This is a genomic window from Kribbella orskensis (assembly GCF_004342085.1).
Lineage (GTDB): Bacteria > Actinomycetota > Actinomycetes > Propionibacteriales > Kribbellaceae > Kribbella > Kribbella orskensis.
Genome location: NZ_SLWM01000015.1, coordinates 156,757 through 172,515, shown reverse-complemented (window position 1 = coordinate 172,515; position 15,759 = coordinate 156,757). Strand labels below are relative to the sequence as shown.

Genomic DNA, 15,759 nt, shown 5'->3' with positions numbered 1-15,759 from the left:
GCCTCGTTGCTGGAGCGCGCTCCAGGTCAAGCCGCGAGTTCACGAGAGGTGCGGATTCGCGGGAGGCAGGCTGGGGCAGACCCGCCCGAAGCGGTCAGATTGGCGTATGTGTGAGCCGGTACGACTCGGTGCCGGTTTCGATGACGTTGCCGCCGAAGGTGAGCCGGTCGACGATGGCGGTGCAGAGCCTGGGGTCGGTGAAGGTCTTGCCCCAGCCGGTGAACGACTCGTTGGAGGCAGGTGACGACAACTTTCACGGAGATCTGACGCCCTCAAACATCGTCAGAACCATGCCTCGACGTTTGCGGGCATAGTCTCGGCCGGCAGTGGTGCGGGTCGCGGCCCGATGATGGGTCGCTGAGCGATAGCGGTCATATCTGGAAATGGCGACCCCCACCTGGCTCGCTCCTTCAGTTTGACAGGTTTGGTGGAGGTGACCGTCCCACTTCAGCCGTAGCATTCACCTCCGGGTAGAGCAGGTCAGGAGCGGACGAGGCGGGCGATGGCTTCGGAGGCTTCCTTGAGTTTGCGGTCGGCCTCCGGCCCGCCGGCGGCTGCGGCGTCGAGAACGCAGTGCGCCAGGTGGTCGTCCAGCAGTCCGAGCGCGACGGATTCCAGCGCCTTCGTCATGGCCGAGATCTGGGTCAGGATGTCGATGCAGTACTTCTCGTCCTGGACCATCCCCTGCAAACCCCGGGCCTGGCCTTCGATCCGCTTCAGCCGCCGCAGATAGGCCTCTTTGTCTTCGATGTAACCGTGCTGTGCCTGCTGGGCCACGCCCACCACTTCCTTCCCTGACCTCGCCGCGAACACTACCGGCCAATCAGCCGCCAGATCCTGCCGGCTCTTGCAATCCATAGGGTACCCCCCTAGGGTATCGACCTGTCTCCCTGAATCAATCCGGGGAGTCTCGCGGACCACGTCAATACCCCATACTGGTAAGGAGTATGCAATGAATGATGTGGGAGCACCGGCGTCGTCGCGGCGCTGGTGGGCGCTCGGCTTGATCGCAGCGGCGCAGTTCATGGTGATCATGGACACCTCGATCATCGGCGTCGCGCTGCCGAAGATGCAGACTGATCTGGGGTTCAGCCCGGGGGACCTGTCGTGGGTGTTCAACGCCTACGTGGTCGCGTTCGGGGGCTTGCTGCTGCTCGGGGGGCGGCTGTCTGACCTGCTGGGCGCCCGCCGGGTCTTCACGGCCGGCTGGGCGGTTCTGCTGGCCGGGTCGCTGGTGGCAGGGTTCGCCAATGGCGTCGCGGTGGAGCTCACCGGGCGGGCGGTTCAGGGCGTCGGTGCGGCGCTGATCGCACCGGCTGCGCTGACCCTGCTGATGATGCTGTTCGGGAGCACTCCAAAGGAGCTGACCAAGGCGATCGCGCTGTACGGGGCAGCCGCTCCCGCCGGTGGCACGGCCGGGGTGTTCTTCGGTGGCGTGATTACCGAGTACCTGTCGTGGCCGTGGGTGTTCTTCCTCAACGTCCCGATCGCCCTCGTCGCGCTGATCGCGACCCCGGCCTTGATGCCGCAGGCGCCGGTGCGGCGCGGCTCGATCGACTTCTTCGGCGCACTGACCGTCACCCTCGGACTCGGCGCCGGGGTGTACGCGATCGTTCGCGCACCCGAGGTCGGCTGGACCGACGGCTCGACCCTGCTCGTCGGCGCGGCGGCGGTGGCGCTGCTGCTGATGTTCGTCGCGGTGCAAGCCCGTCGGCGTGAGCCGCTGATGCGGCTGGGGATCCTCACAGCACCGAACCTCGCGGCTGCCAACGTCGCGCAGTTGCTGCTTGGAGCGGCGTGGGTGCCGATGTGGTTCTTCGTGAACCTGTACCTGCAGCAGGTCCTCGGACTGAGCGCCTTCCCGAGCGGCTCGGCACTGCTGCCGATGACGACGTTCATCATGCTCGGCATGATCGTGGTCGCGCCGAAGACGATCGCCGCGATCGGCCCGAAGAAGACGCTCGTCACCGGCATGACGATCCTCACCGGCGGCCTGGCCGGGTTGTCGCTGATCCGTTCCGACGGGTCGTTCTGGGCCGACGTACTGCCCGCGTCGCTGATCGCGGCCGCGGGGATGTCGCTGGCCTTCATTCCCAGCCTCGGCATCGCGCTGTCGTCGGCACGGCCCGAGGAAGGCGGTCTGGCATCGGGGATCGTCAACACCAGTTACCAGATCGGCTCCGCGCTCGGGCTGGCCGCGATGACCGCGGTCGCCGCGGCCAACGGCGCCGACAAGCTCGGCGACCTCGCCGCGCTCACCGACGGGTACTCCGCGGCCTTCATCGGCGCAGCCGTCATCGCAGCAACTGGTGCCGTGCTCGCCGCGATCTCTCTGCGAAGCGCACCCTCGGCGGGGGCCAGCACTGACGACGCCACGGCCTCCCGTTCCACCGAGGCCACGGCGGCCCGGTGAATTTCCGTCCTACCTCCCCAGGGCTGCGCCTTCGCCGCCCTGGGGAACGGCGGCTTGGGATCGCACTCAGAGTGGTCGGGATCGGCTTTGTCGCAGGGGTCTACCCGCTGATCCACCTGATCGGCGACGTTCCGGCGCTACTGATAGCGACTGGGGCACTTGCGGCGCTCGCTCCCCGCCAGCTGAAGCCACAATCCAGCCCGGAGCAGTCCGATGCGACGAACTGGCTAGGCTTAGATCGATGAAGATCCAGCACACGCGTGTACGACGAGGGTCCGCCAGGGCCCTCATCGCCGTGTTGCTCCTGGCAGGTGTCTTCACCATGCACGGCCTGACTGGCAACCACGACGCCGCCATGGCCGCCGCCCACCAGATGCCAGCCACCACAGCTGCCGACTACCTCGCCCCGGGCGCTGCCGTCCGACCGGCGCCGGGCCATCAGAAGCAGGCGGCGCCCGTCACTGCGCACCCGAGCACCGATGAGATCGGCCCAGCCGCCCCACCGTCACACCTCAGCCCGCCGCCACCGCGGCCGGCGCTCACCGTCGAGCCAGGCCGGGACGGGCACCTGCACACCATGGGCGATGTGTGCCTGGCGATGCTCGCCGGGCTTCTGCTCGCGCTCATCGTCGCCCTCGCGCGGCGCAGTCTCACCGTCGCGCACCCCATCCAACTGGCCGGCACTGCGGTCCTCGTGGCGGCCGACGGCCCGTCGCCGCCTTGGCGCCGGCCGACCTTGTCGAAGCTCTGCGTACTGCGGACCTAGGCCGAACCCTGCCCAAAACCGGGCGCTGGCCGCTTCAACGCGCCACCCCGGGTTCTCGCAGTACATGGCTTCGAACGACAAGGACTCAACCATGCGACACCACCTGTGGAATACCGCTGCCCCGACGGCCCTGATCGTCCTGGGCAGCCTCACTCTGGCCGCCTGCGGCGACGACGCCGACAGCGGCTCCATGCCCGGTATGGACCACGGCGCACCGTCGGCCGGCCAGACCACCTCAACCGCGCCAGCCGGGGACTTCAACGAGGCCGACGTCACGTTCTCGACCCAGATGATCCCGCACCACCAGCAGGCCGTGCAGATGGCCAGCATGGCCGGCTACACCGCGATCACGCCGGAGGTGAAGGAACTCGCCACGGCGATCAAGGCCGCGCAGGATCCCGAGATCAAGACCCTGTCGGGCTGGCTGACCACCTGGGGCAAGCCGGTGCCGACGCCCTCGCACGGCGACCACAGCTCCAATGAGATGCCCGGCATGATGACCGAGGACGAGCTGTCCGACCTCGGCAACGCCAAGGGCGCGATGTTCGACCGGATGTGGACCCAGATGATGATCGAGCACCACCAGGGTGCGGTCACTATGGCCAAGACCGAGCAGACCTCGGGCAAGAACGCCGAGGCAGTCGCACTGGCCCAGAAGATCGAGACCGACCAGAACCGCGAGATCGCCACCATGCAGCGCCTCCTCGGCCAGCTCCCCGTCAGCTGAACCCGCGGATCCCCTGGCGGTAGGCGCCAACCTGCGGCTGGCGCCTACCGCCCCCGTTCGCACCAGTGCCGACGAAATTACCCACCTACACGGAATACCCCCATGGGGTATATTGTTCGGTGTCGTGAGGCAGCGGCTTATCGGCCGCGGCCACACCGATACGGACGCTGAGAGGACACATCATGGTGAAGGCCACCCAACACGGCCAGGATCACCACCACCCTGGCGACGAACACCACCACGACGGCCACCCAGCCCAGACCGTCGACCACGCCACCCACGACGGCGACGCTGGCCACGGTCAGCCGACCGGGCACGACACCCACAGCGGGCATGCCGACCACGAGGCTCACGGCGGACACGACAAGCACGCCGGTCACGACCCGGAGATGTTCCGGCAGAAGTTCTGGTTGAGCCTGTTGCTGACCCTGCCGATCGTTGCCACCAGTCACATGGTGATGGACTGGTTCGGCTACACCCTGGACTTCCCCGGCATGAGCTGGGTCGGCCCAGTGCTCGGTAGCTTCGTGTTCTTCTACGGTGGCTGGCCGTTCCTGGTCGGCGGTGTCCGCGAGGCGCGCGACCGGGCCCCGGGCATGATGCTTCTGATTTCGATGGCGATCACGGTCGCCTACGTCGCATCGCTCGCGACCAGCCTCGGCGCGTTCGACCTGGACTTCTGGTGGGAACTCGCTGCCCTGGTCACGATCATGCTGCTGGGCCACTGGCAGGAGATGAAGGCGATCGGCCAGGCGCAAGGCGCGCTCGCCGCCCTGGCCGCGCTGCTGCCCGACGATGCCGACCGGGTCACCGACGACGCTGTTGAGACGGTCTCGGTCTCCGACCTGCGCCTCGGCGACGTCGTCCTGGTCAGGTCCGGTGCCCGGGTGCCGGCCGACGGCGAGATCGTCGACGGCGCAGCGGAGCTGGACGAGTCGATGATCACCGGCGAGTCCCGGCCAGTGTCGCGGACCCTCGGCGACCGTGTGGTCGCCGGAACCGTGGCGACCGACTCCGCCATCCGGGTGCGGGTCGACGCGATCGGCGACGACACCGCGTTGGCGGGGATCCAGCGGCTGGTGAGCGAGGCGCAGCAGTCCAGCGGACGCGCCCAGGTCCTGGCCGACCGGTTCGCCGCGATGCTGTTCTACATCGCGACCGCCGCCGCGTTGGTCACCTTCCTCGCCTGGTGGGCCTTCGGCACCCTCAGCGAATCCGTCGTACGGACCGTCACTGTCCTGGTGATCGCCTGCCCCCACGCCCTCGGGCTGGCCATCCCGCTGGTAATCGCGCTGTCCACCGCGGTCGCCGCGAAGGCTGGCATCTTGGTCAAGGACCGTCTGGCGCTGGAGCGGATGCGGACCGTGCAGGCTGTCCTGTTCGACAAGACCGGCACCCTGACCAAGGGCGAACACGTCGTCACAGGCATCGCCGGCTACGGGACCGACGAACGGGAGGTACTGCGCATCGCCGGTGCCGTCGAGGCGGACAGTGAGCACCCGCTGGCCCGAGCCATGGTCACCGCCGCCGACCAGCGCGGCGGGCGAGCCAAGGCGAGCGACTTCAAGTCGCTGACCGGCCGCGGTGTGCAGGCCTCGGTCGAAGGCGCCACGTATGCGGTTGGCGGGCCCGCGCTGCTGCGGGAGCTGGACGCCACGGTGCCGGCCGTTCTGAGGGACAGAGCCGAGGAGTGGTCCGAGCGGGGAGCAGCCGTGCTGTACCTCCTGCGCGTTGAGGGATCGATGGCGGCGGCGACCGGAGCGATCGCGTTGGAGGACGAGGTGCGACCCGAGGCCCGCGAGGCCGTAGAGCAACTGCGGGCGGCAGGCGTGGCGAAGATCGTCATGATCACGGGCGACGCCGAACCCGTCGCCCGTGCCGTGGCCGCCGATCTCGGCTTCCGCGACGGCATCGACGAGGTGTTCGCCGAAGTGCTTCCGGCCGACAAGGACAAGGCGGTCAGCGAACTGCAATCTCGCGGCCTGACCGTAGCGATGGTCGGCGACGGCGTGAACGACGCACCCGCCCTGGCGCGGGCCGACGTCGGTATTGCGATCGGCGCCGGCACTGACGTCGCCATCGAGTCGGCAGGCGTCGTGCTCGCCTCGTCTGACCCGCGCGGCGTCACCGGCGTGATCCGGCTGTCCAAGGCGTCGTACCGCAAGATGATCCAGAACCTGGCCTGGGCCGCCGGCTACAACGTCGTGGCGATCCCGCTCGCGGCGGGAGCACTCGCCTGGGCAGGCTTCACCCTCAGTCCGGCTGTCGGCGCCGTACTCATGTCGGCCTCGACCATCGTCGTCGCCGCCAACGCCCAGCTCCTGCGCCGGGTGCGCCTGACACCGGACCGCTGACCCGTAAACCGACTCCCCACACCGATTGATTCAGGAGAGGAACCACCACTATGTGCACCGATTGCAGCTGCAGCATCGGCAAGCTCGACGCCGGCTACCAGCTGACCACCGCCTAACGACAGCACACCCCAGGCCGGCCCGGCTCGCGCTCCGCGCAGCGGGCCGGTGCGCACCTGTCTCACCTGCAGCAATGAGGAGACGGGAGATGCCTACCGACGGCCATTCGATCGCAACGGCGCCACCCGAGACCAAGTGGTTGCGCAAGGTCGGATCGGTGGCGGACAAGCCGCAACGGGTGACGACAATGGCCTGCCCGGAGAGCCGCATGGGCGGCGACTTCGACGATCAGACGCGGCTGGACCTTGATCGCGGAGTCTTGCTGCCTTTGCCCCAGTGAGTGCTGATCTCATCCGGCCACGGGTGGCGCGGCCAGGCTGGCTTCAACAGTTTGCCGATTTCTGCGGCCTGGTCGTCTTTCAGCTTGACAGTGCGGCCCACGATCTCGAGCTCGTTGCCGCGGTATCGACCGACGACTAGTGCTTCGGGCCCCGCAGGTTGCCGGTGACGGCGCCGACGATCGCATCTATGGTCTCGCGGTGCTTGACCCTTCACCCAGTCGCGGCGGCCCGGCTGGTACCTGGTCGACGCGCCTTTCACGACCAGTCCTTCGACGCCGGAGAGCTTGAACACTTCCAGCCATTCCTTGCCCTCGTCGACATCGCTGGTCACCGGTGGCAGTTGCAGCGGCGGCCAGTTCCTGGCGAGTGATTCGAGACACTGGCGGCGCGCGGTCCCGCGCATCGGCCGTACGTCGACGCTGCCGACTGCGAGTACGTCGAACACCACGAGCGACGCCGGCTGGACGGGTGCGAGTCGGTGCCGGACGGTGGCGGTGGTGTTGAACCATGCGCTGCTGCAGCGCGTCGAAGTCGAGCCGGCCGCCGTTCTACGCGACCAGCTCGCCATCGAGGACACAGTCGGTGGTGACCTGCCGGGTCAGCCACCCGTGATGAGTAGCAGCAACCCGGACACCACCAGGCCGATCTCGACGAGTACGACGAACATGTCGACCGGCAAGCGGTCCAGAACCTTCTTGCCCGCCCAAGCGCCCGCCGCAGCGGCCGGGGCCAGAGCCAGGCCGATCAAGCCGGTGCGCCAGGTGAGTACGGCGGCGGCACCGAAAACGATCAGCTTGGTGACGTGCATGACGACAGCCGAGGCGGCCTCGGTGCCGATATAGGCGCCGCGGGTCAACCCGCGGGCGAGGAAGAACGGGGCCACCATCGGCCCGACACTGCCGACCAGCGCGGACCCGAACCCCGATCCCGCACCGATCACCGCGAAGCCACGGTCACCGACCCGGGCCGCGGCCGGGCGGATCCGCCGCCACACCACCATCGCGAGCAGGAACACGCCGATCACGCGGGTCAGCGCGGGCAGCGGCGCGCTGGACAGCAGCAACGCGCCGGCCGCTGCGGCAGGCACCGCTCCGGAAGCGAAGATCGCCACCAGCCGCCGGTCGACCTGGTCGCGGTTGAACCAGACCCGGCTGCCGTTGCTGGCCAACTGGGCCACCGTCAGGACCGCTACCGCGTCGCGGGCACCGAACACCGCGACGAACACCGGGAGCAGCAGCACGCCGCCGCCGAATCCGGCGATCGCCGACAGTAACGCCGTCGCGAAGCATGCGGCGGCGACGGCGGTCGCCAGCCACAGGTCATGCGTCATCGCCGGGCACCTCATCCCGCCACATAGCGACGACAGTAGCAGCCCAGTGTTACGCTCGTAACATGAGCACAGATGGTCAGGTGCGGTGGTTGCTGGTGAGCATCACGACCGGCGCGGACGCGTCGCTGCGGGTGCATGTCTGGCGCCAGTTACGCAAGCTCGGCGCCGTCTACTTGCAGAACTCGGTCTGCCTGCTCCCGCAGGTCGGGGCCGTGCCGCAGACGGTGCAGCGGCTCGCGGCCCGGGTCAACAGCTCCGGCGGCAGGGCCCGGATCCTGCACACCACGTTCACCGACCCGGCCGAGGAGGCCGCGATCGCCGGCGAGCAGCGCGCCGATCGCGACACCGAGTACGGCGAAGTGGTCGAGCGCACGCCGGCGTTCCTGGACGAGATCGCCAAGGAAACCGCGCGGGGCCGCGCCACCTACGCCGAGGTCGAGGAATCCGAGGCCGACCTCGAACGGTTCGAGAAGTGGCTGGCCGCGATCGCGGCCCGCGACTACTTCAACTCTCCCGGCGGGCAGGCCGCCCGCGACGCGGTGCAGGCCTGCCGCGCCGCGTTCACCGCGTTCGAGGCCGCGGCACTAGCCGCCGACACCGGCACCCCAACAGCGACCGATACGCCCCAACTGCGCGTTGTCGACAACCCGTGACCATCCGAACGGAGCCTGGGACATGTGGAAAGACCTGTTGATCGGGCTCGGCGGCGCGATCGTGGCCAGCTGGCTCGCCCTGATCATCGCGCTGCTCCTGGTCCGCCCGAAAGGCAACATCCTGCGCGAAGCGCTGCGGATCCTCCCCGACCTGATCCGGCTGCTCAAGAACCTCACCACCGACCGCACCCAGCCCCGAGCCGTCCGGATCCGGCTCGGCCTGCTGATGGCCTACCTCGCCTTCCCCATCGACCTGATCCCCGACTTCGTCCCCGTCCTCGGCTACGCCGACGACGCCATCATCGTGGTCGCCGTCCTCCGGTCCGTCGTCCGGCGAGTCGGCATCGACCAAGTACGAGCGCACTGGAGCGGCACCGACGACGGCTTCAACGCCCTCTGCAAAGCCGCCGGATTGACCGGGGGCGAGTCGAACGGCTCGACCACCACAGCCGATCAGGCCTAGGGTCATATAGACAAGCAGCGGCAACGGAGGGAGTCGCAGTGAGCGCACAGAGGGTTGGCGCAGCTGCCGATCTCCCGCCCGGCAAAGTGGTCGGCGTCGGACGCTACGCCGTCGGAAACGCCGACGGGCGCTACTTCGCGGTCACCCGCCGGTGTCGCCACCTCGGCGCCGACCTAGCGGCCGGCAGTATCGATGACAACGGCTGCCTGGTCTGCCCCTGGCACCGCTCGGCCTACGACGTCGCGACCGGCCGGATGGTCAACGGGCCGCAGGGGACCTTCGCCAAGGTGCCCGGCCTCGACTTCGGCTACCGCATGCTCACGCGGGTGCTGCCACTCGGCCGGGCGCCAGTGACCGAGCGCGACGGCGAGCTCTACATCGGCGGCTGAACCCGGCTGCACGGACGTTGCCCATGGCACCAGTGTGCATCCTCTTTGCGGCATCGCAACGTGAAGCGCTACCGCCCTCGCAGACCTGCGGGCCTACCCCCAGAGCTGCTGCTGACTCCGAAGCGGCAGAGCCTGCTGGCACTAATCCCGCGCGCAGGTCACGCCATGGACGCGCGGCGGTAACGCAGCACAGCGAAGGGTACGGTGGCCACGAGCAGCCCAATGATCCACGCCAGCGCCTGCCACACATGTTCGGCCGTCGGGCCACCGAGCACGAGGGCGCGCAACGCGTCGACCGTGACGGTTACCGGGTTGACCTTCGCGAACACCTGCAGCCAGCCTGGCATTGTGGCGACCGGGACGAACGTGGAGCTGGTGAATACCAAGACGATGACCGGCATCAGACCAGCCAGGCCAGCCGTTTCGGCATCATGAACCAGCAGCCCCACCAGCGCGTTGAGCCACGAGAACGCAACACCGATCAGCAACGCCAACCCGATCGCGCCCATTGCCGCCGCAGCGCCGGCATGGAAGCGGAACCCGATCGCATAACCCACACCAGTCATCAGCAACAGGACGAACAGGTTGCGCACAGCGTCAGCCACGGTCCGCCCGGCCAGCACCGCGGACCGAGTCATTGGCAGCGAGCGGAACCGATCGATCATGCCGGTCGCGAGGTCGTCGGCAATCGCAACACCACTCTGGGAGGCGCCGAACGCGATCGCTAGGACGAAGATCCCCGGCAGCAGGAAGTCGACGTACCTGTCCACTCCCGGCGGGTCAATCGCCCCACCGAAAACATAGGTGAACAACAACACGAACAGCACCGGCTGCACCGTGGCGAAGGCGATCAAGGTTGGCACACGCGTCAACCGCCGCAGGTTCCGACCGGTGATCACCGACACGTCGCCCAGCAACCAACGCAGCCCGCGCGATGTTGCGGCATCTGCTGTAGCGGCGGGCTGCGTGACAGATCTCGCCGACCCGCTCATCATCGCCGGCTCCCGGTCTCAGCAAGGTCCGGGCCCACGGCTGTTGCTGACTGGCCGGTGAGAGCCAAGAACACGTCATCCAGGGAAGCCCGACGCAGCGCCACATCGGTCACCCTCAGGTCCGCCGCCCCTAGGCGGGCCACCGCGTCGCCGAGCACGCTCTGACCGTCCACGACCGGCAGGACCACCTTGCATTCGTCGGCGTCGACGACCGGTGATCCCGAGCCGAGATCCGCCACGGCTGCCGCCAGTGCGACCGGGTCGACGCCCGGCGCAGCCCGTAGCTCGAGGCGGTCGCCGCCCACCTGCGCCTTCAGCTCGTCCGACGTTCCGGTCGCGATCACCCGGCCGGCGTCGATGACCATGATGCTGTCGGCGCGCTGGTCGGCCTCCTCCAGATACTGCGTGGTCAGCAGCACCGTCGCTCCCTGTGCGGTCAACTCCGCGATCGTCTGCCACAACCCGATCCGGCCCCGCGGATCCAGACCAGTGGTCGGCTCATCCAGGAACAGCACCGACGGCCGGGCCACCAGACTGGCCGCGACATCCAGACGACGCCGCATCCCACCGGAATAGCCACGCACGACCCGCTCCGCCGCCGCAGTGAGCTCGAAGGTGTCCAGCAGCTCGCCCGCGCGGTGCCGGGCACGACCGCGGCCCAGGCCGGACAGCCTGCCGATCATCTGCAGGTTCTCCCGGCCGCTCAGGTACGGGTCCACAGCTGCGAACTGGCCCGACAGGCCGATCCGCCGCCGCACAGCTGCGGCCTGCCTCACCACATCCAAGCCCGCAACCCGTGCTCGACCGGCATCCGGCCGCAACAGCGTCGTGAGAATCCGGACCACAGTGGTCTTACCTGCTCCGTTCGGGCCGAGCAGCCCCAGCACCGCACCGGCCGGAATTTCCAGGTCGACGCCGCCCAGAGCCTCGACCGCCCCGAACCGCTTCACAAGCCCCTCGGCCACGATCGCAGGCTCACTCATCACGCCACCATCCATAGCTAGGATTACTACCTATCCTCCTGTTGTAGGATAACTACTTATGAGGGCGGATGCGCAAGCGTTGAAGGGTCACCTCGATGTCCTGCTGCTGGCCACCTTGAACGATGGCCCCCAGCACGGGTACGCGATCATGGAGGCCTTGCGCGAAGGCAGCGGCGGCCGGTTCGACCTGCCCACCGGCACCGTCTATCCGGCGCTCCACCGGCTCGAACGGGCCGGGCTGATCAGCGGATCCTGGTCGGTGGTCGACGGACGGCGCCGCCGCAGCTACCAACTCACCGCCGAAGGCCACAAGAAACTGGCGGGCGAGCGCGCCAACTGGCGCGAGTTCGCCACCGCAGTCACGACACTCCTGGAACCAGGCCCATGGCCGACCGCGACCTGATCCACAGCTACTTGTCCGAGCTTGCTCGGCGCCTCCCCGCCGAGGCGGTCGAGGAGCTCGCCGACGGCCTGGAAGAGACATTCCAGCACCAACTACGACGCGGCAACTCCCCCACCGAGGCAGCTCGAGTCGCCATCGCAGAATTCGGCCGGCCGGCACAGGTCACAGCAGCCTTCGCTCATCAATCCTCAGGCCGACGCACCGCGATCGCACTGCTCGCCACCGCTCCGATGTTCGCATGCCTGTGGGCCACGACGCTGATCACTGCACATGCCTGGAACTGGCAGATCGCCCCCGGCGCGGCAGTCGCCTTCGGGGCCACCTTGCTCACCGTGGCGGCAACTCTAGGGATCGTCGCCCGGAGCAACAACCCCAAAACAGCCCGGCTCACCGGACCTGCGAGCATCACTCTGATACTGCTCGACCTCGGCATACTCGCCACACTCGCGACCGCTGCGCCGGCTGTGACATGGGCGATGGCGCTGGCGGTCCCAGCAAGCTTGCTTCGCGTCGTCCTGGCCGGTCGGAACCTCCCGCGCCTGTTCGCCCGGTAACACCCGTCGACATCGCGCGTGTGCTTTCCCATGATCTCCAATCCCGGCTGGCCGAGCTGGAGAAGTCAGCGCAGCGCGGCCGCCTTGCGCAGCAGCACTGAGCGTTCGCGCTGGTTGGCGCACAGCCGGGCCGCCAGCTCCAACTCGGCGTACGCCTCCGGTCGCCGTCCGAGGCGGGCCAGCAGCTCACCGCGTACGGTCGGAACCAAATGCGAACCGGGGAGCCGGTCCAAGGCGATCAGCTCGTCCACGATGGCCAGGGCCTGCGCCGGACCCGAGGCCATGGCCACGGCGACGGCCCGATTGAGCTCGACCACCGGCGAGGGCGCGACCCGGCCGAGCGCCTCGTAGAGCACCACGATCCGGTCCCAGTCGGTCGCCTCGACCGAGGGCGCCGACGCGTGGGCCGCCGCGATCGCGGCCTGCAGGCCGTAGGGGCCGAGGCCGCGAGTCGAGGCCTTGACCAGCGCCGCCAGCCCACGGCGAATCGCCGAGAAGTCCCACCGCCGCCGGTCCTGGTCCTCCAGCAGGACCGGCGAACCGTCCGGGCCTGTCCGGGCCGGGAAGCGCGCGGCCGTCAGCTCGCACAGCGCCAGCAGGCCGTGCACCTCCGGCTCGTCCGGCTGCAGCGCGGCCAGCTTGCGGGCCAGCCGGATCGCCTCGTACGCGACGTCGGGGCGTAGCAGCCGGTCGCCCGACGTGGCCGTCGACCCCTCGTTGAAGATCACGTAGACGACGCTGAGTACGCCGCCCAGCCGTTCCCGGCGCTCACCGGCCGGCGGCAGCTCGAACGGCACCCCGGCCGCCGCGATCGTCTTCTTCGCCCGGGTGATGCGGGCCTGCACGGTCGGCACGGGTACCAGGAACGCGCGGGCGATCTGTTCGGTGGACAGGCCGCCGACCACGCGCAGGGTCAGCGCCACCCGGGCCTCGGGGGAGAGCACCGGATGGCAACTGACGAACATCAGCGCCAGGATGTCGTCGTCGATCCGGTCGGGGTCGATGTCCTCGTCGACCACCGGGTCAGCCGCCAGCAGGGCGTATCGGTCCTTCAGGGCGGTCCGGCGGCGGATCGCGTCGATCGCCCGCCGCCGGGCCGTGGCCATCAGCCAGCCGGCCGGATCGGCCGGAGCGGCACGCGGCCACGACACCAGTGCTTCAGCCACCGCTTCCTGGGCCGCATCCTCGGCCAGCCCGAAATCGCCGGTGAACCGGGTCAGCGCGGCGACGATCCGCGCCGACTCGATCCGCCAGACGGCCTCGACGTCGGCCGCACCCATCAGATCTGGCCGCTGCTCTCGCGCCGGCCCCGTTCCTCGACGGACCCCGCGGTCTCCAGCGGCATCTCGTCGTCGCCGGCCACCCGCCGGACCTCGATCTTGGACCCGGTGACCGCCGGGATCCGCTTGGCCCACTCGACCGCCTCCTGTTTCGACGCGACATCGAGCAGGAAGTAGCCCCCGAACAATTCCTTTGTCTCTCCGTATGGCCCGTCCGTGACCACCGGGGTCTCGCCGCTGAAGTCGACCACGACGCCCTGGCCCGCATCGTCCAGTCCTTCGGCCGCGACGAACACGCCGGCCTTGACCAGGTCCTCGATGTACTGGTACGTCGAGGCCGCCAACTCCTCGAACCGGGCCATCAGGGCCGCGTTCGACTCATCGGTGCCCCGCAAGATCAGCATGTACTTCGGCATCGTGTCCTCCTCATCCGGCGGGGCCGCCTCTCGGCCCTCGCACACCCAGGTCGAACGAGCGGCCCGCGAATCGACACGGCCCCGGAGAATCTTTCGCCGCGCCGCGGCCGATTCCCCGGTCCGCGTTCCGCCCGTCAGACCGGCCCCTGAGCGATGGCTCACGCGGACGCCCTGCTGATCAGAAAGCCTATCGTCGCAGCTTTGGAAGGCGGCGACGCTCACCCGGATCTGGGGAAAGCATTCGGGACGCGCTCAGTGATTTCTTTCCGCTACCTGGCTGAAGAGAGGGCGACGGGAATCTTCAGCGGCGTTTCGCCCGCGGCGCACTCCTTTGCCGCGATCCGCGCGGACTGCCGATGACAGCGTGTTCGGGTCCTCCGCTACGTCTAGGCTGGCGGTTGTGTTGACCAATCGCTCGGCGCCACCGGCCACCGTGACACCAGTGCTTGTCTACCCCGATGTCCGCGCCGCGGTTGCCTGGCTGGCAACGGCGTTCGGCTTCGAGGAGCGAGTCCGCATCGGCGAGGCGCACCGGGCTCAACTGCGGGTTGGCGAGGACGGTGCCGTCGTCGTCGCGGACGTCCACGGCCAGCAGGTCCCACCCAGCGCCGGAAGTGTCACACACGTGATCAAGATCCGCGTGCCCGACGTGGACGCCGCCTTCGTTCGAGCCCGCCAGGCTGGGGCGCCAGTGATTGAAGAACCGACGAGCCATGAGTACGGCGAGCGCTCCTGCATGCTGGAGGACCTTGCCGGTCACCGCTGGGAGCTGACCCAGACCGTGCGCGATGTCGCCCCGGAGACTTGGGGTGGCATCACCGTCGCTCCCTGGTGACACGGCTGGGGCCAGGAGCGTCGGGCCATCACTCGCGTGTTGGCCCGACCCTGTGAAACCTCCGTGCTGCTACCGGCTGGGCAGTAGTTGGGTGATCAGTGCGTCAGCTGTCCACTGTTCCCATCGGCTAGGGCTCCAGCCGCGACGTTTCGTGAGGTACTGGTACATCTCGGGGCTTTGCAGGGCGAGGGCGATGTCGATCGCCATGGCCGTGTCGAGGCCGTCTCGTAGCGGACCTTTGGCCGCGAGAGCGGAGATGAGCCGTTCCATCACGGTGGCGCGCTGGGTGTTGTTGGTCTCCCACAGTTCCGCGAGCTCGGGGTCGGCCGACGCGGCGTTCGCGACGACCTGGAGCACGGGTGCGACACGCTGATAGATCTCGCGGGCGATCCGCGCCTGCTCGCGAAGTTGCCGCTCCCGGTCGGGGTCGTCGATCGCGGCAAGCACTCCGGGGCGCTCCAGCGTCGGAACGGGCTCCTCGTCGCCGGCGACCTCGATATCGAGGATCTCACTGAGCAGGGCGCGTTTGGTGCCGAACGTGAAGTACAGCGTCTGCACGGCCACTCCGGCCTCGTCGGCGATGGCCTGCATCGAGGTCGAGGCATACCCCCGATCGGCGAACAAGGCCAGCGCCGCCGCGCGCATCCGGCGCCGATTGGCACGTGCCTTGTCCGCCCTGCTGGTGGCCTGGTCGGCTCTCGCGCTCATGGCCACAACCTATCAGTTGACTAGAGTCAGCCACTAGTGATCCACTAGAGCGACACTCCAGTGAGATGCTGGGCCACTGCGAACGGAGATCACGT

At 68.6% G+C, this 15,759-nt stretch carries 19 protein-coding genes; 10 read left to right on the top strand and 9 right to left on the bottom strand.

The window, feature by feature from the left end:
• Window positions 1-94: 94 nt before the first annotated feature.
• Window positions 95-250 carry an ATP-binding protein gene (locus tag EV644_RS31140; protein WP_305000089.1) on the bottom strand — a complete coding sequence of 52 codons (156 nt, stop codon included), beginning with the start codon at window positions 248-250 and terminating at the stop codon, window positions 95-97.
• Window positions 251-480: 230 nt separating this feature from the next.
• Window positions 481-783 carry a metal-sensitive transcriptional regulator gene (locus EV644_RS31135; protein ID WP_132192658.1) on the bottom strand — a complete coding sequence of 101 codons (303 nt, stop codon included), beginning with the start codon at window positions 781-783 and terminating at the stop codon, window positions 481-483.
• Window positions 784-952: 169 nt separating this feature from the next.
• On the opposite strand from EV644_RS31135, the gene EV644_RS31130 reads away from it, so the two are divergent.
• From EV644_RS31130 to EV644_RS31115, 4 genes are all read left to right on the top strand, one after another.
• The gene (locus EV644_RS31130) at window positions 953-2,413 is read left to right on the top strand and encodes an MFS transporter (protein WP_132192656.1); all 1,461 of its coding nucleotides are present in this window, start codon (window positions 953-955) and stop codon (window positions 2,411-2,413) included.
• A gap of 241 nt (window positions 2,414-2,654) precedes the next feature.
• Window positions 2,655-3,179 (top strand): hypothetical protein, encoded by a 525-nt coding sequence (locus tag EV644_RS31125; protein ID WP_132192654.1) that lies wholly within the window; start codon window positions 2,655-2,657, stop codon window positions 3,177-3,179.
• A gap of 91 nt (window positions 3,180-3,270) precedes the next feature.
• Window positions 3,271-3,906, top strand: a complete 636-nt coding sequence (locus tag EV644_RS31120) for a DUF305 domain-containing protein (RefSeq protein ID WP_132192652.1) — start codon at window positions 3,271-3,273, stop codon at window positions 3,904-3,906.
• A gap of 182 nt (window positions 3,907-4,088) precedes the next feature.
• Window positions 4,089-6,260 (top strand): heavy metal translocating P-type ATPase, encoded by a 2,172-nt coding sequence (locus tag EV644_RS31115; RefSeq protein ID WP_132192650.1) that lies wholly within the window; start codon window positions 4,089-4,091, stop codon window positions 6,258-6,260.
• Between the two features lie 345 nt (window positions 6,261-6,605).
• Here EV644_RS31115 and EV644_RS31110 read toward each other — a convergent pair whose 3' ends face one another.
• Together EV644_RS31110 and EV644_RS31105 are read right to left on the bottom strand one after the other, a co-directional pair.
• Window positions 6,606-7,226: an ATP-dependent DNA ligase gene (locus EV644_RS31110; RefSeq protein ID WP_132192648.1), complete on the bottom strand. Its 621-nt coding sequence runs from the start codon at window positions 7,224-7,226 to the stop codon at window positions 6,606-6,608.
• A 30-nt stretch (window positions 7,227-7,256) separates the two neighbouring features.
• Complete coding sequence (locus EV644_RS31105) at window positions 7,257-7,988, bottom strand: sulfite exporter TauE/SafE family protein (protein WP_132192646.1); 732 nt, start codon at window positions 7,986-7,988, stop codon at window positions 7,257-7,259.
• A 62-nt stretch (window positions 7,989-8,050) separates the two neighbouring features.
• Here EV644_RS31105 and EV644_RS31100 point away from each other — a divergent pair, with 62 nt between their 5' ends.
• From EV644_RS31100 to EV644_RS31090, 3 genes are read left to right on the top strand one after another with little or no spacing between them, the layout of a single operon-like run.
• Window positions 8,051-8,641, top strand: coding sequence for a Chromate resistance protein ChrB (locus EV644_RS31100; RefSeq protein WP_132192644.1), 591 nt, complete (start codon window positions 8,051-8,053; stop codon window positions 8,639-8,641).
• A gap of 22 nt (window positions 8,642-8,663) precedes the next feature.
• A complete protein-coding gene (locus EV644_RS31095; protein ID WP_132192642.1) occupies window positions 8,664-9,104 on the top strand; it encodes a YkvA family protein in 441 nt (146 codons plus the stop codon).
• Window positions 9,105-9,142: 38 nt separating this feature from the next.
• The gene (locus tag EV644_RS31090) at window positions 9,143-9,493 is read left to right on the top strand and encodes a Rieske (2Fe-2S) protein (RefSeq protein ID WP_132192640.1); all 351 of its coding nucleotides are present in this window, start codon (window positions 9,143-9,145) and stop codon (window positions 9,491-9,493) included.
• Window positions 9,494-9,651: 158 nt separating this feature from the next.
• Here the strand turns inward: EV644_RS31090 and EV644_RS31085 are convergent, their stop codons facing one another.
• A complete protein-coding gene (locus tag EV644_RS31085; RefSeq protein ID WP_241999023.1) occupies window positions 9,652-10,488 on the bottom strand; it encodes an ABC transporter permease in 837 nt (278 codons plus the stop codon).
• Window positions 10,485-11,468, bottom strand: a complete 984-nt coding sequence (locus tag EV644_RS31080; protein WP_132192638.1) for an ATP-binding cassette domain-containing protein — start codon at window positions 11,466-11,468, stop codon at window positions 10,485-10,487. Before EV644_RS31080 ends, EV644_RS31085 begins: the two co-directional genes overlap by 4 nt.
• A gap of 58 nt (window positions 11,469-11,526) precedes the next feature.
• Between EV644_RS31080 and EV644_RS31075 the strand changes: the two genes are divergently transcribed.
• Window positions 11,527-11,871 (top strand): PadR family transcriptional regulator, encoded by a 345-nt coding sequence (locus EV644_RS31075; protein WP_132192636.1) that lies wholly within the window; start codon window positions 11,527-11,529, stop codon window positions 11,869-11,871.
• Window positions 11,853-12,425: a permease prefix domain 1-containing protein gene (locus tag EV644_RS31070; protein WP_132192634.1), complete on the top strand. Its 573-nt coding sequence runs from the start codon at window positions 11,853-11,855 to the stop codon at window positions 12,423-12,425. The genes EV644_RS31075 and EV644_RS31070 overlap by 19 nt, the downstream gene beginning before the upstream one ends.
• A gap of 65 nt (window positions 12,426-12,490) precedes the next feature.
• Here the strand turns inward: EV644_RS31070 and EV644_RS31065 are convergent, their stop codons facing one another.
• Both EV644_RS31065 and EV644_RS31060 read right to left on the bottom strand, forming a co-directional pair.
• On the bottom strand, window positions 12,491-13,705 hold the full coding sequence (locus tag EV644_RS31065) for an RNA polymerase sigma factor (protein WP_132192632.1): 1,215 nt from the start codon (window positions 13,703-13,705) through the stop codon (window positions 12,491-12,493).
• Window positions 13,705-14,121 (bottom strand): YciI family protein, encoded by a 417-nt coding sequence (locus tag EV644_RS31060; protein WP_132192630.1) that lies wholly within the window; start codon window positions 14,119-14,121, stop codon window positions 13,705-13,707. Before EV644_RS31060 ends, EV644_RS31065 begins: the two co-directional genes overlap by 1 nt.
• Before the next feature lie 400 nt (window positions 14,122-14,521).
• Between EV644_RS31060 and EV644_RS31055 the strand changes: the two genes are divergently transcribed.
• Entirely contained in the window at window positions 14,522-14,956 is a 435-nt protein-coding gene (locus EV644_RS31055; RefSeq protein ID WP_132192628.1) for a VOC family protein, read from the top strand.
• Between the two features lie 69 nt (window positions 14,957-15,025).
• Here EV644_RS31055 and EV644_RS31050 read toward each other — a convergent pair whose 3' ends face one another.
• Window positions 15,026-15,664, bottom strand: coding sequence for a TetR/AcrR family transcriptional regulator (locus tag EV644_RS31050; RefSeq protein WP_132192627.1), 639 nt, complete (start codon window positions 15,662-15,664; stop codon window positions 15,026-15,028).
• Window positions 15,665-15,759: the final 95 nt, after the last annotated feature.